This is a genomic window from Kaistella flava (ex Peng et al. 2021), from assembly GCF_015191005.1.
GTDB classification, from domain to species: Bacteria; Bacteroidota; Bacteroidia; order Flavobacteriales; family Weeksellaceae; genus Kaistella; species Kaistella flava.
This window is the reverse complement of sequence record NZ_CP040442.1, coordinates 2,540,404-2,562,964: the sequence shown is the minus strand read 5'-3', so window position 1 is coordinate 2,562,964 and position 22,561 is coordinate 2,540,404. Positions and strand designations below refer to the sequence as shown.

Sequence of the window (22,561 nt, the reverse complement as noted above, 5' to 3'; positions counted from 1 at the left end):
AGTTTTTTTATTCCCGATAATTTATTCGTAAATAAATTGAGTAAGCTAGAATTTACTAATCAACCAAAGTTTTATTTTTTGAGAATTTTTAAAAACTATTTTGTTAGATTGTAGAATATCTTTTATAAATAGTGTTTTATAAGCGTAGTAAAAAAACAGAGAAGAGTCTGAATTATATTGTTGCCAAGGTTTTATTTTGCCGACGTAGTGATAGATGGTAAACCACTTATTTCTTTTCTTATTTCCTAATTGATATGAAATAGCATTTACGAGTAATCTTGGCATCGTTAACTTCATCCCACTTGTAAAATTGTATTCTTTAGAAATTAACTTGACTCCACCATTATTACTTAAAACTGAATTGAGAATATCCTGATCTTGAAAGATCGGATTTTTGATTGCTTTAATTGCGTCAAAGAATTTTTGATCTATATTTTGCTCTCTGATTAACTTGATATTAAATAAAATGACACCTGCATTAAAATACTCATTGTAATCTTTCATCAATAGCACGTTTAAAAAGTAATCTCGCGTGAAATCATGTTTGATATTTTTTATAAGTAAATTTTGAACATAAATACTGAGGCTCGAGATTGCAGCTTTATTTTCAAAATCAATGTCGGCATAAAAGGAAATATCGTTATCAACGATTAAATCACTATCAAGATAAAGGACTCTTTCGTAATTTTTCAGCAAGTCAAATATAAAAAATCGATAGTAAGTACTCAGAGACATATATGAATTTAAGTGATATTCTTCTGGATTTTCAATTTTAAGAATATGATATGATATAGAAAAATTAGAAAATGAATGTATCATCTTATTTGCTAATGCTCTGTTTTCGTCAGAAATAAACTCTGAGAGAATATTAATTTCATATTTGGTGTTGCGATCACTATTTTTGATGATAGAACAAATAACAACGCTTGCATATTTAAAATAATGATCATCACAAGTAAAAACGATGGGTAAAAGTTTCATTTTCAAATTTTATAATATTGTTCTACTTTTGGATGACCGACGTGCAACATAACCTCGTCGCCAATTCCGGCATCTTCAGAGCAAACGCACCATTCCGCAGGTAGTAAATAAGGCGAAATTCCTAATTCTTTTGCTGCTTTCCACATCACTAATGATGCTCTGGATGGTTCTCTCTGCATAATTTCCGCACACTTTTCAAAAAACAGGTTACCGTTTTTGTCATCTTTCCATAAAGTCATTGGACTTTGATTATAAGAATGACCGAAACCTCCACTCAAATCTTTGATTTCAAAAGTATCAAAAGAAATTCGCATATCCTTTTTTAATAGATTTCTTGGATTTTGAGGTACGCAAAAACCAAATATCTTTGTGAGATAGACCAAGGTGTAAAATTCGGGCGATGCAATATACATATCAGTATCAATAACGCATTTAAAATCGGCATCAGAGTTTGTCAAACTTAAAAACTTAAAGTAGTCTGCTGTTCTGTATAAATATCTTGGGTGTTCTTTGTCGGGAATCGGAGAAGTGGATGCGATCACATTCACATCAGGAATATCAATTATGAAATCAGAATAAACCGTATATTTTGCATTAGGAAAATACTTTTTAAGGGAGGTAAGTGAAGGATCTAGCCTAGAGTTTGATTCGAAATTACTACCGCCAGCATTTACTCTGTTTTCACCAAATTCACTAAAGCAAAATTCAATTGAAATGGAATTGATCAATTCTTTTAACTCCTTATTCTCATTGAGATATTGTTCAGTAGATTCCCATTTATTAAGTGGAGAGTTATTTTTTATAATGGTTTCGGTTTTCTTTCTTCCAGTTAGCACTGCAAAAGATTCCTGAAGTCTCCAAAGTAAAGTTCCTAACATTTTAATTTTTTACTGTGTGTTATGGGGAAGGTGTTAAATCATTATTTAGTTTATATTAAGTTTTAAGTTTTTGACTAAAATTATTAACTTGCATTTCCTTTCATAATATTAATTAATGCAAAAGTATTGTATTTAAACTATAGATAATCTTTAATGGAAAAAAACATACTTCTTATTAATAAAAGCGGACTTAATCAAGCATTTATTAAGGGCTTTAAAGATGAAGGGTTCAGTGTGATTTCTTTTTTTGATGATAGTTTTCACCCCTACACTAAGTCTTTATTTACAAAATACACTAATATAATTAGAAGATTATTTCTTAAAGATAAGGAATATATTCAGCGTCTTGAGAAAGCCGATTATCAAAAGAAATTACTTAAAAGAACGCAAGTTGTCGCGAATATGTATCGGTTTGATTATGCTTTGTTTTTCCGGGCAGATCTTTATCCTGAGAAAATAGTGTCAGAGATTCGAGAAATATCTGATATTATGATCTCATACCAATATGACGGGATGAAAGTCTGTAGAAATATTTTGAATTATACGACCTATTTTGACCGTATTTTTGTTTTTGATCCTGATGATTACAAAAATTACAAGCATATAGGGTTTTTGCCACTAACTAATTGTTGGTTTTCCGATAATTCAATTGCTAGACCAAATGAAAGAGATTTTTTTTATGTGGGGGTTGGAATTGATGAACGTAAGAAAAATATTAGGAACTTCCAAAAACACCTATCGGGAAGATTTTCACTTAAGGCATGGCTTTCAATTCCTTCATTCAGGAATGAAGAAGAGTTTGGAGAAATTAAATATTCTCATTCAGTAATGTCTTATGAAGAAAATATGCAATTTACTAAATCATCAAAAGCAATAATCGATTTTAAACTACCTTACCACAATGGTTTATCATTCCGTTTTTTTGAAGCAATATTTTATGAGAAAAAGGTGCTAACTAATAATTCATCAGTAAGAAAATATGATTTCTATCATCCTTACAATATTTTTGTAACTGATTTTGATGATTTGGCAGGTATTGAAGAATTTATGAATTTACCTTATCAAAAATTAAGTGAAAATATAGTTCAGAAATACAGTTTCTCTAATTGGATCAAATATGTACTGGATGAAAAATGTTTTGAAAAAATAAATTTACCTGAATGCAATTAACTATTTTCACTCCTACATACAACCGTGCGTATATTTTAGAAACACTTTTCCAAAGTCTTTTAAAGCAGACGGTGCGAGATTTCGAATGGTTGATAATAGATGATGGCTCCATTGATAATACAGCTGAATTGGTTGCAAAATTTATTGGAGAAGCAGATTTTCCTATTCAATATATTAAACAGGAAAACCAAGGTAAACATATTGCTATTAATGTAGCCGCATCAAATTCAAACGCAGATTACATTCTGACGATTGATAGTGATGATTATCTATCACCAAATTGTGTTGGAATCTGTAAAGAATTAGTATTGGAGATTGCAGAAGATAATAAGTTTGCTGGGTTTACTTTTATTCTCGCCACAGAAAAAGTTAATTTAGATTGTGGTACTTATGGACATCAAAGATGGCTTCAAGGACAAACATGTGATTGGGGATTTCAAGGAGAGATGAATTTTGTTTTGCAAACGAGAGTTATGCGGGAATTTCCGTTTCCATCTTTTCACGGAGAAAATTTTTGCCAGGAATCGGTTCTATTAAATAGAATCCTTCAACGTTACAAAATTCTTTTTACCGATCACGTTTTGGCTTTCGGTGAATATTTAGAAGATGGTTTGAGTCAAAACCTTTATCAGCGATTGTTGGATAATCCGAATTATTCAATGCTCTCTTTAAAAACGAAGCTTGCAATGGTAAAAACGGATGAAGAAAAAATGCAGTTGACGAAAAGTTATTGGGATATTGCTTTGAAAACGAATCAATCAAAGATTAAGTCCTTCTTGGACTTTCCACTTTTATTGAATTTACTCTATTTTAAATATCGCATTCTTCAAAAGTTTTAAATCTATCTAATTTTATCACATTAATAGCGAATTCTTCATCTTATTTTATAATAATATTGATGTAATCTTCGTCATGAAATTCATAATGATTAAGTATAAAGATGAAAATTGGAAAGATGTATTTCCCATTTTCATGTGTGGAATGATACCAAAAAATCCTATCAAAAGTAAAAGTGATCTTTCAGGGATAATAAAATATAAAAAAAAGTTTCGTAAATAAGCAGATGTTTTTAATGTGATATTTGGTAGAATATATGTGATATTTAATTTCCTTTCACTTTTATAAAACTCGATTCCGATGATTAAAGAGCTTATTAAAATTAAAAATAAAAAGCGATGCCAATCGTAAGCAATTAAAAAGATAGGGAGAAAACATAGCAATAAAATAACATATAAACACACCAGTAAATTCGGATTTAAGGTATTATTATAGGATTTAAAACTTGTTTTAATTTTGTCGAAAAAAGAAAGCAAAAATAAAATTTGTATCAGATAGAAAAGTGAGGTAATTCCTCTAGAATAACCGTTCCATATAATAGATATGAAAAATTTCGGGAGTAAGAAAACTGCTTTATCTGAGAGTTGGTCAATTTTCGTATTACTGTTTGGTAAAAATTGATATCCGGAAAGAATTTGTGTCTCCTGTTCCACGGTGCCACTATAATGGATACACAAGTAAAAAATAAATAGCGTAGGAGTTAGAAATGCTATTTTTGTTGCAATTTGACCAATAGTTGGATTAATTAAATAGTGGATTATTACTATTGTAGGAATAAAAATAAAGAAACTCATTTCATGATTTAGGATAGCAATCATACATATAGCGTTCAATAAAATCCACTTTAAATAGTTGTTTAATTTAGGATGCAAAATTGTTTTAACGAGAAGAATTAATAAGATTATTGTGAAAAAATCTTTAAAATTAATGATGTCATCAATAATTAAAAATGGAATTACAAAAGGAAATAGGAAAAAAGAAAAACTTATTTTGTATTTAACAACGGAGATTACAAAATAACTGACAAATAAAGAAATTAAAATAAGATTGAAACTTTTAATAATAAAAAGCGGGTTTAAATTTAATATTGAACTAAATAATTTAATTATTTCACCACTTATCCCTCTTCTCACAAAACCACGTGAATAATTAATAAGGGTGTTGGTATTAAAGTAATCGAGCTCAGGTGTTTTCAACGTGTATTCTACCAGATGAATTCCTGTGAGAATTACAATAATGATAATCAATATGATTTCTAAACTTTTTTTCATTTGTGATTTTACAGTGTTTTGCGTGTAGAGCTATTTTTTCACTAATAAACCTTCTACAATTCTTCCCATTTCTTTACCCCAAACCGTCCAATTCAACTCTTCTTCATATTTTTTCCGAGCATTCAAAGAATATTTTTCTATTTGATTCGGATCACGAAGTAAAATCTCAATTTCGTCAGCATATTCCTCTGCATTTGCTTGTAAAGGTAAAAGTATTCCTGTTTCTCCAGATTCCACTACAGCTGCAACACCGCCCGTGTTGGTAGAAATTACAGGTAATCCGTAACTCGCTGCTTCACAAAATGAAATAGGAGTACAGTCTGCTCTTGTTGGCATAAACATAAAATGAGAGTTTTGTAAAAAATCAAAAATCTGTTGAGCCTCCGCAGGATTGTTTTTATTTAAAAAAGGAATTACATTCATCACTTCTGCATCTGTTACAGGCGGAATACATCCCACTACTTGTAACTTCACAGGATAGTTTCTTTTGCGCAATATTTTCACTGTATCTAAAGCGATTTGACCACCTTTTCGTTCCCATTCTACGCCTAAAAAAAGAAACACGATTTCACTGTTGTAATCTTTATCAGCAATTTGTTGAGGTGCAGTTGAGTTTGAGCCAAATTTAATCACGTTGACTTTGTTCTCTGGAATTTTATAAAAATCGACCGCATGTTTCGCTGCCCAACTAGAAGAAAAAACTAAATTGTCAGATTTTTGTAGTGCTAATTTTTCTATTAATACGGTCGTTTTTTTTGAAAGCCATCCAAATCCACTCATTCCATCATAATAGTTGAGGAGTTGATGAAAGGTGGCATCATTGAGATAAAGAATCGGTTTGCTGGTTTTCAAAAATGCGATATCTGCAATCGTTGTCGGTGCAAAAATTACATCTGCATCCGAAGGTTTTAAGTTGTTCTGAAGTTTTCGAGAGGCAGAAAAAGCTTTCGCTAAAAAGTGATTTCGGTTGAATCCGCGGTTAAATATTTTTTTATGAAACTTTTCAATTATCAAAAAAAAATTAGATTCTAAAGGACTAAATCGGTTTACTGGAACCCATTCCACTTCAAAATCCTGTGCCAAGAAAGCTTGGTACATTTGGTAAATAGTTCCGGACCAGATTTTCTTGTCTGTTAGTGGACCACTACAAAGAAATGCGATTTTAATTTTTTTTGTCATTTTCAGCAAATAGAAAAAGGGAAGAGTTATTTTTTCATCCAATTATAGATAAAGATTCGGTTTCGCAAAAGCCAAGGTAAAAATTTTAATGCAGCAAAAATTCTATTTTCTTTCACTAAAATATTAAAATTAAGGTTGGATCGCGAAAAAATCTGCCAGTTGGATAATTTTTTAATTTCTCCGCCGTAATATTTACCGATAATTTGGTCGAGTTTATTATGTCTCAAATCTCGTTTAAAATTTATTTTCCCTGCGGAAAGTCCGGCTTCATGCCTTCTGTATGCTGACATTTTTCTGGAAATTCCATGAAGTTTTCCAATGTTGGAAGCTGCTAAAAATAAAACAGTGTCGAAGTATTGTAAATCAGGCTCTCTTAAAGTAATTTTTTTAGCTTCAGATTTCAAAACTTCGGAGCGCATCATTACCGTTGCGGTATGTATGACCCAGTGTTTATAAATTTCTATAGCTGAATATTCACGTTCTTCGACTTTAGAAAATAAGGTTTCATTAATTTCTGGGTCGTCAGAAATATTAATTGCGGTATGAAAACAAAGACTGTAATCTGGATTAGAACGAAGGAAGTTAAGTTGTATCTGAAGTTTTTCAGGATCGGTCCAATAATCATCACCTTCGCAAAAAGCCACAAAATCACCGGTTACTTGTTCCATTGAAAAATAGAAATTGGGAGTCGCTCCGATATTTTTATCATGTTGAAAAAATTTCACCTCAAAGTTTTCTGGAACAAGACTAATGACGTCATTTACAACCACTGCGGTGTTGTCGGTGGAATGGTCGTCACAAATAATCAATTCAACTTGAGCATCTACTTTTTGCATTAAAATTCCCTCCAAATTTTCACGTATAAATACTGCATGATTGTAGGTGAGGACGATGATAGAGATTTTAGTCATTAAATATCAGATTAAAGATATTTTTTAAAGATATTTTAAAACCTATAAAACGAGGGTCATTATAGCGAAGCAGAATTTTCTTTTTATGCTTTGAATGGTTTAAATTAAGCCTTTCTTCTAATTTGCGGTAAAAATAGAGTTCTGTTTTTTTGTCTATTTTTTGTTTTGATGGAGCTTTGAATAATTTTCTGTTTTTCAAAATATCATCCCACCATTCTTTGTTTGGGTTGCCTTCTGAAAAATGTTTGAGTTTAATATTATGGGCCAATAAATTAGAATATTTCTCTGCGACACGAACTGAAAAATCGAGATCATATCCGTGAAAACCTTTGATGTTTTCATTGAAGGGAAACTCTTGATGAATTTTTTTTCTACACGCAAGAAATACACCATCAATTGCTAAGACCTCCTTGTATTCTGAAATATTATAATTTCGAACCTCAGTATTTTTATTAAATTGGTGAAGATTCCTAAAGGAATTCTCAAATTTATCCCACCACGCAAAAGGTACGTTTGGAACATATTTACATCCAGCAAGTCCTATAATTCCCCAATTTGGACGATTTAGGAATTGTATAAGAAGGTCTCCCCAATTTTGGGTAATAAATTCCACATCTTCATGTATAAAAAGCAAGTTTTCATATTTTGCCTTTTTTGCACCATGGTTATACGCTTCGCAGATTCCCATCAAATTAGGATTTTCGATTTTTACGATTTCATAATCAATGCCTATAGTTTCTGCAATGTTTTTCTGCAATGTAGAAAAATATTTTTCCTGGTAAGAAGAAATAATGATTGAGAGCATGTTTTTATTTTATAAAATGGTCATATTCTTCAGAAACTTGCTTACCATTCTCATCAAGTTTCCACGATGAAGATTTATTGGCTGTTTGTATGTAATATCGATTTTCTTCAGTCAGGTTTTTTGGATCAATATACCAACCTCCGTGTTTGCAAGTAAAATTACCAGCTAGCCTAAGTCCAGTCATAAAGTCAAATAATTTAAAAAATGTTTTCGGATATTTTGGTTTGTACAGCGCAAAAGTTGTATCAATATTAGCAAAATATACTTCTTTTTCAATTTCTGCTAACCAATATCTTTTTTCCCAAATGTTAACTTTTTCTTTGAGAGGATAATAATCCGGAATATTTTGAGTGTCGATTGCGAAACCCACTTTATTTACTCTTTTATAATATTTAAAAAGATAATTTAGCATTGTAGTTGCAAAATCATCGGGAAGTTTTTCATTTGGTATGATATCAGAGTCGGTGAGGAAATAAAATCCTTTGCCATATTTTTTTTGAAGCTTTTTATTTTTGAAAAAAACATCATGACCCAAATTATTTTCGAGACTTTCCACAACTACTTTATCTTTGATTTTTCTATAATATTCTAAAAGAGGTTTATAAGATGATGCATTGTCAATAATTACGATGTTGGAAAAATCTCTTTTTTGAAGGAAGTTAATTAGTTGTTTAAGGTAGTAAAGCTGATTAAAATTAATAATAATAACAGGAATGCTTTTGTGGTTTTTAATTTGACTTCGCACCTTGCTGTCAAACTTCATTAGAAAGGTTAAATGAAGAACCTCGAAAAGTAGCATTGCGCGTCTTTTATGTGCCTGCAATTTCGCCCAAATTCCTTTGAGATATTTAATAAATTGGATGTGCTTTTTTTGAAAAGACATATTAATAATGAAAAAGGATTAAAATTGTTATCATTACATTTTGCTGTTTTTATTTAAAAGAGATTTTTGGTAAGGGATTTTAAGAATTTTATACCAAGGTTTCGTCTTGAGGTAAATCGGTAAAAAATTTAATTTGCTGGGATATTTATTTTTCCATGTTAGATAAAGATAATCATTAAATTCCTTTATAAGTTCTTTTTTTTTAAATAAATACGAATGTTTGTTTAAAATGATTTCCAGATATTGTTGTCTTGCCTTCTGTTTTTCTGCGTCATTATTCGTTAATGAAGAGATGTTAACTGCAGACATTCTTATATGAACTTTCGCTTGGTCAATAAAGATGATTTCCTTGCCTTCGCTATATTCAAGAACAGCTAAATCATCGGAATACCACGCAAGTGGAAAAGGTTTGAATTTATATTTACGGTACGTTTTTGTTCTGAAAATATGTTCGGACAAACTGCTTCTGTGTTTCTCTACATATTTACTTCGCCAGATTAATTTCGATGAAGCTGTTTTTGGATAATGTGTGAATTCATTAGTTCTTTCGCCAGTCTCATTAATGAAACACTGACTGAATTTCAAAACATTCGTATTTTGTTGATTGGCTAAAGGCAGATTTTCGTAAAATTCCTCTGCGAAATTAGCGGATATGGTATCATCGTCTCCTAAAATTTGAAACCAATCTTCTGTTACATTTTCAAGAATTCTTTCCCATTGCAAAGCGAGATTTTTGCTACCTAAATTATCTTTGTATTCAAAATACTTGTACTCACCTTCTTGAAAATTTTTTTGAATTAGAGGGAATGGATTATCAGGGCTTGAATCATTGCCAATATACAGAGTGAAATTTTTATTAGTTTGTGCTGCAACAGATTTCAGAGTTTCTTCGAAAAAATTTATTTTGTAATAAGGGATAACGATGGCTAATTGATTCATTCCTGCCTTTAATTAAATGTTAAATGACTTTAAAGTATTGTAAACTATCAAATGAAAAGAAATAAACTTATTGGTACAGAAGTTTATTCACTTTTAAAGAGGGATATTTGTGATAATATATTAAAGACATTAGAAATAAGATTTAAATTTTTCGAACGTAATTAAATTAAGAGATTCTTCTCTATTTCTGTTAAGGATATAATATTCAAAAAAATCATTTTTCACATTTGTCGGTTTTCCTAAATCAACTTTTCTGGAAATCACTCCAATTCCCCAATCTGTATCAATACAACAGCTGAAAATATCTGTTCTTTTTCTAGCATTATAAAAAGCTTTCCAAGTAGTTCCGTTCCAATATCCACCTGAAGGCGATATTCGATAATAGTAATTCTCTGAAGCGTGGAATTCTGTGGGTGGATTGCAATCATGCATTACAATATAGCCGTCATCTGCAAGGTATTCTAGAGAATTATTAATGTCCTTTTGTACCTGATCTGCTAAATGTGAACCATCAATAAAAATAACATCAAATTTCAATTGTTCATTTAGAAAAGTTCCTTCCCGTAATCCAGCGAAAAATTCGTCACTTGTCATTTTGAAATCCACATCGTTTGTCTCTGATTCATATCCTGGATCAACACTGTATTTTATTTTTGATCGTATAAGGTCAAAATTTTCATTCGTATGTCGAACTCCAATTTCCAGGTAACAAGTTTCTCTTTTAAAATTCTGTAAGATAAAATTGATAATATCGGATCTCAAAGGGTTTTTATTAATCTCAGCCTTTGTTGCTATTTCAGCCTTTATATGGTAATCATTAGTCAGATATTGCTCGGCCAAACTAATTTTAGTAAGTTCAGTTTTGTTAATGACCACGTGGTCTTTTTTAAGTAAATGTATTTTCATATTATTTCCATTTATATTTTCCATAAACTACGCCATGATGATAGCTGCCGTGAATCACAAATTCTGAAGCGGTATCAATCACGTCAAAATGGCAAACGTTTGCTAACTCATCATATCTAAACAGTTGTGGAACATGAAGAAAGGTAGTTATATTATAAGATCCAGCGCATAAAAATTTAGGTTCTATAATCAACTGATATTTGCTTTGATTTTTATTTAAAACGACTTCTGCGGAAAAAACTCTGTTTTGGTGTGCGTCCTGAATTGTGACAAAAATGTTCGCATTGTTAATGTTGCCATTATTTGCTATTTCGAATTCAATTATAATTTCGTTATTAAAGTCAAATGAGGATTCTGATTCATGATTAGAGTTAAGAATAGTGATTTTTTTAAAGAATATTTTGTCGTTTCTATCTTCTTCCGTAATAAAAAAGGATTTTCCTTTTTCTGACTCTTTTAGATACAGATTGGTGATGTTTTTAATTGTGTCTTTTTTTGTAAGGATACCGTTTTTCAGATAAATACCTGAATTACAAAGTTGTGAAACAGCTGTTAAATTATGACTCACAAACAAAACAGTCCTACCTTCTCCTTTGCTAACATCGCCCATTTTCCCCAAACACTTTTTCTGAAATTCTGCATCTCCCACTGCCAATACTTCATCAACAATCAAGATTTCAGATTCCAAATGCGCAGCAACTGCAAATGCCAGACGAACATACATTCCTGAAGAGTATCTTTTTACCGGCGTGTCAATGTATCTTTCAACACCAGAGAAGTCTACGATTTCATCAAATTTACGTTTAATTTCTTTTCGGGTCATTCCGAGGATGGCGCCGTTCAAATAAATATTTTCGCGACCGGTCATTTCGGGATGAAAACCGGTTCCAACTTCCAGGAGAGAAGCAATTCTTCCATTGGTGTAAATTTTTCCGGTGGTTGGTTTTGTAACTTTACTTAATAATTTTAAAAGAGTAGATTTTCCAGCACCATTTCTACCAATAATTCCTACAGCATCGCCTTGTTCGATTTCAAAATTGATATCGCGTAAAGACCAAACATATTCACTTTCGCCTTTATTAGCTCGGTCATTGGCTTCTCCGATTTTTAAATAAGGATCTTCTTTTCCCCGAACTTGATGCCAAAAACGATTGAGGTCGTGCGAAAGCGTTCCGGTTCCTACTTGACCGAGACGATATTGCTTAGATATATTTTCTGCCTTTAATGCAAGCATATTTTTATTAAATTAAATCTTTTTTTTATTCGTGTTTGTTTCGTTATCTATCCATTACTCATTTATACCGTATCCATAAATCCTTTTTCTACTTTATTAAAGACTACGGTGCCAATTGCTAATAATGTAAAAATAATGACAGTACTAATGAGCAACATTGTTCCCGAAAATTCGCCAACTCCCATCCAGCCGTATTTAAAGCATTCGAAAATTCCCGAGAGTGGGTTGTAATAGGCGATGTTTTTGAATCTTGCTGGTAGTGCAGAAAGCGGGTAGATTACTGGTGTAACATACATAAATAAACTCACTCCGAAACCTAGTAACATTTGTATATCTCTGTATTTTGTAGTTAAGGAAGAAAAAATCATTCCCATTCCCAATGCAAATGCAGCCATTAATACAATTAAAAAAGGCGTAGCTAAAATCCAGACATTGGGCTGTACTTCTCCTTTGAAATAGTAATAAATGAAAACGATTATAAATAATCCCATCTGTACTCCAAACCTCATTAGATTAGAAATGACTATTGTTAATGGCATCACTAATCTTGGGAAATATACTTTTCCAAATATTGCGGCGTTACTTGTGAATACGCTGGAAGCTCCAGTTAAGCAAGATGAGAAATAATTCCACAGCGTAACACCAGCTAAATAAAATAAAATTTTTGGGGCGCCATCTGTCGATAAATTGGCAATGTTTCCAAAGACAACCAAATAAACAATTGTAGTAAATATGGGATTAATGAAAAACCAAATGGGACCCAAAATCGTTTGTTTAAAAGAAGAAACGAAATCTCTTTTTACGAACATGTAAACCAAATCTTTGTACCGCCAAACTTCGGCAAGTTTTAGATCGAATAAGGAGTGGCTGGATTCAATAGTTTCCGTCCATTGTTGTTGAGGTTCGCTCATTTGTGCTAATAAGTTTATGTAAAAATAGGGTAAATTAATGAATTTTTGAAAGTTCGCTGACGCTATATCGTAATGAAGATTATCTTACTATAAGATGTAATAGGTTTTATTCAGTGTGATTTTTTTTTGGTCAAACATACTGTTCTCTATCTTCAAATAATACTGTGCTATAAGTCGTTTAAGTTTTATCCCAACGTTTTTCTACCAATCGATTTATAGAAAAATCCTTTATCTTCAACTTGCTCCAAAGCAAACATGTTTCTTCCGTCGAAGATGGCTTTGTTATTCATTCTCTGCGCCATCATTTCGAAATTAGGGTTTTTGAACTCACTCCATTCGGTGGCGATCAAAAGACAATCAGCATTCTCTAAAGTAGAATACATGTCTTTCGCATAAGAGATTTGGTCACCAAGAACGTGACGTACATTTTCTTCCGCAATAGAATCATAGGCAGTAATCTCTGCACCTTTTTCTAATAATAGTTTAATATTATCTAAAGAAGAAGCTTCTCTAATATCATCGGTATTCGCTTTAAAGGCTAATCCCCAAAGTGCGATCTTTTTCCCTTTTAAATCTCCTTTAAAATACTTTTCAATTTCAGAAACGAGAATTACTTTTTGAGCTTGATTTACTTCTTCGGTCGCTTCTAAAATTTGGAAATCAAATCCTTCTTGCTTTCCGGATTTAATTAAAGCTTTCACGTCTTTCGGGAAACAACTTCCGCCATAACCAATTCCAGGGAAAAGAAAACGATGTCCGATTCTGTCATCAGAACCCATTCCTAAACGAACTTTGTCAACGTCAGCTCCAACTTTTTCACAGTAGTTAGCGATTTCATTCATGAACGTAATCTTTACTGCTAGAAAAGAATTTGCTGCGTACTTGGTTAATTCAGACGATTTCTCATCCATGAAAATAATTGGAATTCCAATATTGGTAAAAGGTTGATAGATTTTCGCCATCACTTCCTGAGCTTTTTCAGATTCACTTCCAACGATAACTCGCGCAGGATTCATTGAGTCTTCCACGGCAAATCCTTCCCGAAGAAACTCTGGATTAGAAACGACATCGAAAGGGATTTTTGTTTTAGTAGCAATGGTTTCTCGAACTCGATCTGCTGTCCCAACAGGAACGGTTGATTTATTCACCACCACTTTGTAATCGGTAATCATTTCACCAATTTGATTGGCTACAGAAAGTACGTAAGATAAGTCGGCAGAACCATCTTCTCCTGGTGGAGTTGGTAAAGCCAAATAAATAACTTCACTTTTTTCAAGTGCTTCTTTAATATCTGTCGTAAAAAACAATCTTTGTGCTTGAATATTTCTAAGGAACATTTCTTCGAGTCCAGGCTCATAAATAGGAACGATGCCTTGCTTCATGCGTTCTACTTTCTTAGCATCAATATCAACACAGTAAACGGTGTTTCCTAATTCTGCTAAAGTAGTTCCCGTAACCAAGCCTACATAGCCAGTTCCAACGATAGTAATATTCACAATTTAAGTTTTTTATGTTGTTGCAAATATATGAATTAATCGTTTGTACGCTGTTTATTGCTCTTCCAATAAAATATAATTATTTTGTCATTTTATTAAAAAGATGTATATTTGCAAAAGATTTACGGATATTATAATGAAAAGGCCTTCGGAAGAAAGCCTTTTTTCGTAGAGTATTTTAGAAAGATATGGAGATTAAAGCGCAAGTAGAACAACTATTAAACGATTTTTTAGCAGAAAGAGAAGATCTTTTTTTGATTGATATTAAATTTTCTGTGTCTGATCATGTTAGGGTAATTCTCGACGGTGATAATGGAGTGACCCTTCAGGATTGCTTAGATGCAAGTCGTGCAATTGAGTTTAATATGGATCGTGACGAACATGATTTCTCTTTAGAAGTAATGAGCGCGGGTTTAAGTGAGCCACTTAATACTCCAAGACAGTATCGTAAAAACATCGGTAGGTCTCTGGAATTGTTAATGAATGACTCTTCAGAAGTTGAAGGAGAATTAACGAAGGTAGAGGATGATAAAATCACCTTAATTCTAAAATACCGAAAACCGAAAGAAATCGGAAAAGGAAAAGTAGATGTAGTTGAAGAGCGAGAAATACCTTATTCCGATATTAAAAAAGCACTAGTTGCAATAAAGTTCTAAAAACAAAAGAGTGATAATTTTTAATTAGGCACTCTTTTATGATAAATTGAATTAAATTTAAAGGGTAAAAACTTTATATTTCAAACCTTAAACAAAACATATATTAATGGACGGTTTAGCATTGATTGAAGCATTTGGCGATTTCAAAGAAGACAAAAACATCAGCAAGATTGACCTGATGGCAATTATCGAGGATTCTTTGAAAACATTATTAAGAAAAAGATTTGATTCCGACGATCATTTTGATGTAATTGTGAATCCAGATAAAGGAGATTTTCAGATATTTTTAAATAAGAAAATTGTAGCAGACGAAATGTCTGAAGATGATGACTTGGAAATTGAAATTTCTGAAGCAAAAAAAATAGATCCAACTTTCGAAATTGATGATGATTTCTCCGTAGAAATTCCAATCGAGCAATTAGGAAGAAGAAGTATTTTGACGCTGAAGCAGATTTTAGCGACCAAACTTCAGGAACATAACAACGCAGTTTTATACGAGCAGTTTAAAGATAAAATTGGTGAAATCGTAGTCGGTGAAGTGCACCATATTCGTCACAAACACGTTATTTTGTTGGATGATGAGGAGAATGAATTTATCTTACCGAAAGAAAATCAAATTCCGTCTGACTTCTTTAAAAAAGGAGAAAGCATTCGTGCGATTGTAGAAAGTGTTGATTTTAAAGGATCAAAACCACAGATTATCGTTTCGAGAACTGCACCAAAATTTTTGGAGAAATTACTGGAAATGGAAATTCCAGAAATTCAGGATGGTACCATTATTTTGAAAAAAGTAGTTCGTATACCAGGTGAAAAAGCGAAAATCGCGGTAGATGCTTATGATGATAGAATCGATCCGGTTGGAGCTTGTGTTGGAGTAAAAGGTTCTAGAATCCATGGAGTTGTTAGAGAGTTGAAAAACGAAAACATCGACGTTATTCAGTGGTCAAAAAACCCTGAGATCATGGTGAAAAGAGCATTAGGAAATATTACTATTAATAAAATTGAAATCAACGAAGAGACGAACTACGCGTTAGTTTATACTCCGGTTGAAGAAATTTCAAGAGTAATTGGTAAGCAAGGACAAAACATCAGATTAGCTTCTTGGTTAAGCGGTTATGATATTGATGTTTACAGAGAAGCGAGTGAAGATGATGATGTTGAATTAAGAGAGTTCGCAGGAACCGAAGAAGGCGATATCGAACAGTGGATTATCGACGAGTTCCGCAAGGTTGGTTTGAATACTGCAAAAAGTATTTTAGATAAAGAAACAGAAGCGCTTCTAGGTTTAACTGATTTAGAAGAAGAGACAATTACGGAGGTGAAACGCATCCTGAAAGAAGAGTTAGAAGACTAAAATTTTCTAAATACGGTATCTAAAGTTAAAATAGGTTAACTTTGCAAAAAATAAAATAAAAGTATAAAGTATACATGCCAAAAATTAGATTAAACAAAGCGGTTAAGGAATTTAATATTTCGATGACAAGACTTGTAGAATTTCTACATGCCAAGGGAATCGAAGTGGAAAGTAACCCGAACGCTCAATTGGAAGAATCGGCATATTCTGCATTAGAAGCTGAGTTCCGCAAAGACGGGGAACAAAGAAAAGCTTCTCATGAGGTGGTGATCGCTAAAGTTCCGGAAGAAAAACTGGAGATAGAGCCGTCGCAGCCTGAGGTAATAAGAGCCAAAGCAAGTCTTAGACCTGAAACCAGAATTTTAGGGAAGATAGACTTAGATCAAAAGAAATCTGAAGTGAAGGTAGAGCAGCCAGCTCCACCAGCGGAAGAGCCAAAACCTGTGGTTGAAAAAACTCCTGTTGCTGAAGTAGCACCAGTTGTTGAAAAAGCCCCTGTTTCTGAAAAACAGGAATTTAAGGTTTTGGATAAAATTGATTTGTCGAAGATTGAAGGCAACAAGCCAAGATCATCCAAAAAAGATCAACCCAAAAAGCCTGAGCCGATTGCGGAAAAAGCACCTGTACAAAAAGTAGAGGAAGCTCCCGTTGCGCCTGCAGTTGTAGAAACTCCAGCGCCGGTAGTAGAGGCTCCGAAAGTGGAAGCGGTAATGCCTCCTGAATCGGATAAAATTGAAACGGTTTATAAAAAATTAGAGGGTGTGAAAATCCTTAAACAAACTGTTGATTTATCACAGTTTAATAAACCAAAACCTTCAGCAAATTCAGCCGCTGCCAAAAAGAAAAGAAAGCGTATTGAAAAACCTAATCCTACTGGTGGAGCAACTCAACAAGGAGCTCAGGGGAATCGTCCTCCTGGTCAGGGCCAAGGCAGCCGACCTCCTGGTCAAGGTCAAGGAAATCGCCCACCTGGTCAGGGTGGTGGTGGAAACCGTCCTGGTGGTGGTTATCAAGGTGGTGGAAACAGAGGTCCTGTAAGAAGAGGTCCTGTGATGCCAGTTGAATTAACTGACGAGCAAGTTAAAAATCAAATTAAGGAAACTTTAGAAAAACTGACCAGTAAGGCAGGGAAAAATAAAGGAGCCAAATATAGAAAAGAGAAAAGAGTTTACAGAAGAGAGCAAGACGAGCGTCAAGATGAAATCGATGCTGCTGACAGAACTCTGAAAATAACTGAGTTTATTACGGTAGGTGAATTAGCTTCATTAATGAATGTTAGTCCAACGGAAGTAATTTCAGCTTGTTTCTCTCTAGGAGTTATGGTAACGATGAATCAGCGTTTAGAAGCAGATACTTTATTGCTTGTTGCTGATGAATTTGGATACACCATTGAATTCTCTGATGCTGATGTAGAAGAATCTGCATTAGAAGAAGATACCGATACTGCGGAGGATCTAGTAGCTAGAGCTCCAATCGTTACCGTAATGGGACACGTAGATCACGGTAAAACTTCATTGCTGGATTATATTAGAAAGACCAATGTAATCGCCGGTGAATCTGGTGGAATTACACAGCATATTGGTGCTTATAACGTGAAGTTGGAAAACGGTCAAAGAATTACATTCTTAGATACTCCAGGTCACGAGGCATTTACCGCAATGAGAGCCAGAGGGGCGCAAATTACTGATATTGCAATTATCGTAATCGCTGCTGATGATGACGTGATGCCACAAACTAAAGAAGCAATTTCTCACGCACAAGCTGCGGGAGTTCCAATGATTATTGCGATCAATAAAGTGGATAAACCGAACTCTAACCCAGACAATATCCGTCAACAACTTTCTGCAATGAATGTATTGGTAGAAGAATGGGGTGGAAATGTTCAGTCGCAAGAAGTTTCAGCGAAATTTGGTAATAATATGGATGCTCTTTTAGAGAAAGTATTATTGCAGGCTGAACTATTAGAATTAAAAGCGAATCCTAACAAAACTGCAAGTGGTGTAGTAATCGAAGCCTCTTTAGATAAAGGTAGAGGTTATATCTCAACTATTCTTGTACAAGCAGGAACCTTAAAAGTTGGAGATTACGTTCTCGCTGGAAAAAATCATGGTAAAGTAAAAGCTTTGCTTGATGAAAGAGGGAAAAATATGGAAGAAGCAGGACCATCAATACCGGTAACAGTACTGGGATTAGATGGTGCACCAACTGCCGGAGATCGTTTCAGAGTATTCAAAGACGAAAGAGAAGCGAAAACAATTGCAACCAAAAGAGAGCAGTTACAACGTGAACAATCAGTTAGAACTAAGAAACACGTAACGCTAGACGAACTGGGAAGACGTATTGCTTTAGGAGACTTCAAAGAATTAAACATTATCCTTAAAGGTGACGTTGATGGTTCTGTAGAAGCACTATCTGATCAGCTTCAAAGTTTATCTACTGAGGAAATCAGCGTTAAGATTATTCACCAAGGTGTTGGGCAAATTACTGAATCAGATGTGTTATTAGCAGCAGCATCAGATGCGATCATGATTGGATTCAACGTGAGAGCAGGTGTTAATGCAAAAGAATTAGCTGATAAAGAAGAAATCGAAATCAGAACTTATTCAATTATCTACAAAGCGATTGATGAAGTGAAAGAAGCGATGGAAGGAATGCTTTCACCAGAAATTAAAGAACAGGTAATCGGTAACGTAGAAATACGCGAAACTTTCAAAATTACGAAAGTAGGAACGATTGCTGGTTGTATGGTTCTTACCGGAAAAGTAACAAGAAATTCAAAAATCAGATTGTTGCGTGATGGTATTGTGAAATTCGATGGAGAACTGGAAAGTTTGAAACGTTTCAAAGACGATGCAAAAGAAGTAACCAAAGGCTACGAATGTGGTTTGAATATCAAAGGATACAATGATATTGAAGTTGGAGACATCTTAGAGGTCTACGAAGAGATCTCAGTGAAGAAAAAATTAAAATAATTCTTTAAATATTATTGAAAGCCCGCTGTTTTTAGCGGGTTTTTTTTGTGCTTGAAATTTAGAATAACTCTAAATAGTGACTTTTGAAATGCGTCATATGTGTTTATAATTTATTTTCTTTGATTTTTATTGATTGAGCCGGCTGAAATTTTTATGTTTTTTGCGCATAATGTTTTTAATTGTTGTGAAATAATGAATTTTAATGTTAGATATTTTTTCATTATGAAAATAATTATTGCTGATGTTAAAATTTATTAACATATTTGTCGCTTAAATATTAAAATGTGTTAATATGAATGTGAAATTAAGAATTTTAACCGCAGGTGTTTTGTTTTTTACAGGACAGGCGGTAGTGGCACAGCAGGATTCGACCAAAACTCAAAATATTGAGGAGGTGGTTGTGGTTGGATATGGGACTCAAAAGAAAGCAGATGTAACCTCCTCGATCTCAACAGTGAAGGGGAGTGATATTGCTAACTTAAACACTCCTACATTCGAAGCGCAATTAGCGGGTCGTGCATCAGGAGTGCAAGTGGTAAGTAGCTCGGGTGATATTGGTAGAGCACCAACAGTGCGTATTCGAGGTGTCAATACGATATCCTCAGGGACATCTCCTTTATATGTGGTAGATGGAGTTCCTATTTTTGCCGGTGATACCGGTGGAGGGAATACCTATACTAATGCATTGGCGGATATCAATCCTTCAGATATTGAATCCATGACGGTTCTGAAAGATGGTGCAGCTACTGCTATTTATGGATCACGTGCCGCAAATGGTGTTATTTTAATCACTACGAAAAAAGGGAAAAATGGAAAATTCTCTGTGTCCTACAATAACATGCTTAGTATAGCAAGTGTTGCGGAGAGATTAGATCTTTTACAGACTCCGGACTTCTTGACAATTTCTAATGAAAAAGCTGCAGCGGCGGGAACGGTGTGGGCAAGAGGTAGTGAATTTAATACAGATTGGCAAAAAGCGGTGCTTAGAACAGGTACGCAAACTGATCATTTCTTATCGATGACAGGTGGTCTTGGAAACGGTAACTATTACGCTTCTCTAGGATATACCAAACAGGAAGGTGTTATTATACCAAATGGGATGGAGAGGATTTCAATGAGAATGAATGCGGATCAAAAAGTAACAGATTGGTTTAAACTCAGCACAAATTTTTCATACTCGGAAACATCATATAAAGGTTTAAATAATGGATATAGTTCTATATCTGGAGCAATGTTCAGTTCAATACGTCAATTGCCAAATACACCTATCTATGATCCACGTACTCCGACCGGATATAATATTTTCACAGAAGGTACAACAAGTAGAGTTGGACAGTGGGATAACTTTATTCCAATAAACAGTAATCTTACAAACATTGCATACATCGTAAATAATAATAAGTATACCTCTGATCTTTCCAGATTTATTGGGAGTATCGCTGGAGATGTGAAAATAACCGATTGGTTGGATTATAAATTGCAGGTAAGTAAAGACCGCTCTGTAACTACTGGTTTTCTTTATTGGAACCGCATCCATGGTGATGGGTTTTCGCGAGGCGGGTATATTGATAATAATTATCTGAACCTTGACCGTTGGAATATTCAAAATATTTTAAATTTTAATAAAAGTTTTGGTTCTCATAATATTAATGTAGTATTGGTTAACGAATATCAAAAGCAAAAAACAAATAGTTTCTTTGCTGATGGACAAGGATTATCCTCCGATTTCTTTGGAGATGTTGGGGTGATTTCTGGTTCATATGCAACCCAAACTTCTGGAGGGGGAGCTACAGCCAATGGTCTTATTTCTTACGCGGCTAGATTAAGTTATAATTTTGCAAATAAGTATTTTGTTCAGGGAACAATTAGGAGAGATGGTTTGTCTTCTCTGCCAACTGCAAATAAATGGGGTAACTTTCCAGGAGTTTCACTTGGATGGACGGTTTCGAATGAAGAATTTATGAAAGATTTAAGTACGCTTTCTGAATTTAAATTAAGAGCATCTTATGGAAAAGTAGGGAATACTGATATCGGAAACTATCCATATTTAGGATTGTACAACAGTTTCAAGTACGCGGATTACAATGGTATTGGTTACTCACAAGCTGGTAATGACCAACTTAAATGGGAGACAAATACCAAGAAAAACTTAGGTGCTGATTTTGGTTTTTTAAACAACAGAATCTCGCTAAGTGCTGACTATTTTATTAATGTGAATGATGGTTTGATCCTTGCGGTTCCATTGCCGCCATCTTTAGGGGTTCCTGGTAATTCAATAAATAAGAATATTGGGAGTATGGAAAACAAAGGTTTTGAGTTTTCTGCCAATGCTGATATCCTTAAAAATGAAAACTTAAAATGGAACATTGGAGCTAATTTAACTTTAATGCATAATAAAGTTACAGGTCTTGTAGATGGTAAAGATATTGTACAGTCTCAAAATGGTGAAACGGCGTACCTCATTAGAGAAGGAGAGTCTTTAAGATCTCTTTACGGATATAAATATTGGGGAGTAAATGCGGCAAATGGTAATCCTGTTTATTATAAAGCTGATGGTACTTTGGTGCAAGGTAATATTGCAAATCAAGCATATTATTTATTTGATCCGTCAAATCCTGGTACATTAGGTGCAGCCTCTTCTTTGGCTAATTCTGATAGACAGATTTTGGGAAATACCCTTCCAACTTATTTTGGATCGGTAACCACTTCGTTACAGTATAAAAGATTTGATTTCAGCGTAATGGCAAGATTTAGCGGAGGAAATAATATTTTCAATGTTACAAGAAGAGAATTGCTAAATCAGGATTTTTATAACAATGGAACGGAAATCTTAGGAAGATGGCAAAGTGCCAGTAATCCTGGAGATGGATGGACTCCAAAATTACACGGAGGTAGAGGCAATTTTATTAATTTAAATGGACAAGCAACCTCGAGATTTGTTGAAAAAGGTGACTATGTGAAAATTGATAATCTTACTTTAGGTTATTCTTTAGACCCTGACATGTTATCAAGTATTAATCTTACTAAATTTAGAATATATGGCGTAGTACAGAACGCTATAATGTTTACAAAGTATAAAGGGATTGATCCCGAGATGGAAAATCTAGGTATGGATTATAATGCAGTACCAAGACAAAGAACAATTTCATTTGGGATTAACGCAACTTTCTAAAAATTA

General features: G+C 33.6%; 18 protein-coding genes. 6 read left to right on the top strand and 12 right to left on the bottom strand.

Translation table 11 applies throughout. The annotated features are described in order from the left end of the window. Positions 1-45: 45 nt before the first annotated feature. Both Q73A0000_RS11340 and Q73A0000_RS11335 read right to left on the bottom strand, forming a co-directional pair. Positions 46-981, bottom strand: a complete 936-nt coding sequence (locus tag Q73A0000_RS11340) for a glycosyltransferase family 8 protein (protein WP_193811053.1) — start codon at positions 979-981, stop codon at positions 46-48. A 2-nt stretch (positions 982-983) separates the two neighbouring features. Next, positions 984-1,859, bottom strand: a complete 876-nt coding sequence (locus Q73A0000_RS11335) for a hypothetical protein (RefSeq protein ID WP_193811052.1) — start codon at positions 1,857-1,859, stop codon at positions 984-986. 153 nt (positions 1,860-2,012) lie between these two features. Between Q73A0000_RS11335 and Q73A0000_RS11330 the strand changes: the two genes are divergently transcribed. Next, positions 2,013-3,029: a hypothetical protein gene (locus Q73A0000_RS11330; protein WP_193811051.1), complete on the top strand. Its 1,017-nt coding sequence runs from the start codon at positions 2,013-2,015 to the stop codon at positions 3,027-3,029. After that, positions 3,020-3,868, top strand: coding sequence for a glycosyltransferase family 2 protein (locus tag Q73A0000_RS11325; protein ID WP_193811050.1), 849 nt, complete (start codon positions 3,020-3,022; stop codon positions 3,866-3,868). Before Q73A0000_RS11330 ends, Q73A0000_RS11325 begins: the two co-directional genes overlap by 10 nt. A gap of 45 nt (positions 3,869-3,913) precedes the next feature. On the opposite strand, the gene Q73A0000_RS11320 is transcribed toward Q73A0000_RS11325, so the two are convergent. The 10 genes from Q73A0000_RS11320 to Q73A0000_RS11275 form a co-directional block, all read right to left on the bottom strand. Beyond that, positions 3,914-5,137, bottom strand: a complete 1,224-nt coding sequence (locus Q73A0000_RS11320; RefSeq protein ID WP_193811049.1) for a hypothetical protein — start codon at positions 5,135-5,137, stop codon at positions 3,914-3,916. A 30-nt stretch (positions 5,138-5,167) separates the two neighbouring features. Beyond that, the gene (locus tag Q73A0000_RS11315; RefSeq protein ID WP_193811048.1) at positions 5,168-6,316 is read right to left on the bottom strand and encodes a glycosyltransferase family 4 protein; all 1,149 of its coding nucleotides are present in this window, start codon (positions 6,314-6,316) and stop codon (positions 5,168-5,170) included. A 26-nt stretch (positions 6,317-6,342) separates the two neighbouring features. Continuing rightward, positions 6,343-7,227, bottom strand: coding sequence for a glycosyltransferase (locus Q73A0000_RS11310; RefSeq protein WP_193811047.1), 885 nt, complete (start codon positions 7,225-7,227; stop codon positions 6,343-6,345). Further along, positions 7,220-8,032 carry a glycosyltransferase gene (locus Q73A0000_RS11305; protein WP_193811046.1) on the bottom strand — a complete coding sequence of 271 codons (813 nt, stop codon included), beginning with the start codon at positions 8,030-8,032 and terminating at the stop codon, positions 7,220-7,222. Before Q73A0000_RS11305 ends, Q73A0000_RS11310 begins: the two co-directional genes overlap by 8 nt. 4 nt (positions 8,033-8,036) lie before the next feature. Then, positions 8,037-8,831, bottom strand: coding sequence for a hypothetical protein (locus Q73A0000_RS11300; protein ID WP_193811045.1), 795 nt, complete (start codon positions 8,829-8,831; stop codon positions 8,037-8,039). Positions 8,832-8,948: 117 nt separating this feature from the next. Next, positions 8,949-9,854 (bottom strand): glycosyltransferase family 2 protein, encoded by a 906-nt coding sequence (locus Q73A0000_RS11295; protein ID WP_193811044.1) that lies wholly within the window; start codon positions 9,852-9,854, stop codon positions 8,949-8,951. A gap of 129 nt (positions 9,855-9,983) precedes the next feature. Then, positions 9,984-10,760, bottom strand: coding sequence for a class I SAM-dependent methyltransferase (locus tag Q73A0000_RS11290; protein ID WP_193811043.1), 777 nt, complete (start codon positions 10,758-10,760; stop codon positions 9,984-9,986). Position 10,761: 1 nt separating this feature from the next. Then, the gene (locus Q73A0000_RS11285; protein WP_193811042.1) at positions 10,762-11,994 is read right to left on the bottom strand and encodes a polysaccharide ABC transporter ATP-binding protein; all 1,233 of its coding nucleotides are present in this window, start codon (positions 11,992-11,994) and stop codon (positions 10,762-10,764) included. Between the two features lie 62 nt (positions 11,995-12,056). Beyond that, entirely contained in the window at positions 12,057-12,905 is an 849-nt protein-coding gene (locus Q73A0000_RS11280; RefSeq protein WP_193811041.1) for an ABC transporter permease, read from the bottom strand. Between the two features lie 185 nt (positions 12,906-13,090). Beyond that, a complete protein-coding gene (locus Q73A0000_RS11275) occupies positions 13,091-14,401 on the bottom strand; it encodes a UDP-glucose dehydrogenase family protein (RefSeq protein ID WP_193811040.1) in 1,311 nt (436 codons plus the stop codon). A 188-nt stretch (positions 14,402-14,589) separates the two neighbouring features. Here Q73A0000_RS11275 and rimP point away from each other — a divergent pair, with 188 nt between their 5' ends. From rimP to Q73A0000_RS11255, 4 genes are all read left to right on the top strand, one after another. Then, positions 14,590-15,057 (top strand): ribosome assembly cofactor RimP, encoded by a 468-nt coding sequence (rimP, locus tag Q73A0000_RS11270; protein WP_193811039.1) that lies wholly within the window; start codon positions 14,590-14,592, stop codon positions 15,055-15,057. Positions 15,058-15,163: 106 nt separating this feature from the next. Continuing rightward, the gene (nusA, locus tag Q73A0000_RS11265; RefSeq protein WP_193811038.1) at positions 15,164-16,411 is read left to right on the top strand and encodes a transcription termination factor NusA; all 1,248 of its coding nucleotides are present in this window, start codon (positions 15,164-15,166) and stop codon (positions 16,409-16,411) included. A gap of 74 nt (positions 16,412-16,485) precedes the next feature. After that, complete coding sequence (gene infB, locus Q73A0000_RS11260) at positions 16,486-19,383, top strand: translation initiation factor IF-2 (RefSeq protein ID WP_193811037.1); 2,898 nt, start codon at positions 16,486-16,488, stop codon at positions 19,381-19,383. A 292-nt stretch (positions 19,384-19,675) separates the two neighbouring features. Then, entirely contained in the window at positions 19,676-22,555 is a 2,880-nt protein-coding gene (locus tag Q73A0000_RS11255; protein WP_193811036.1) for a SusC/RagA family TonB-linked outer membrane protein, read from the top strand. Positions 22,556-22,561 lie beyond the last annotated feature (6 nt).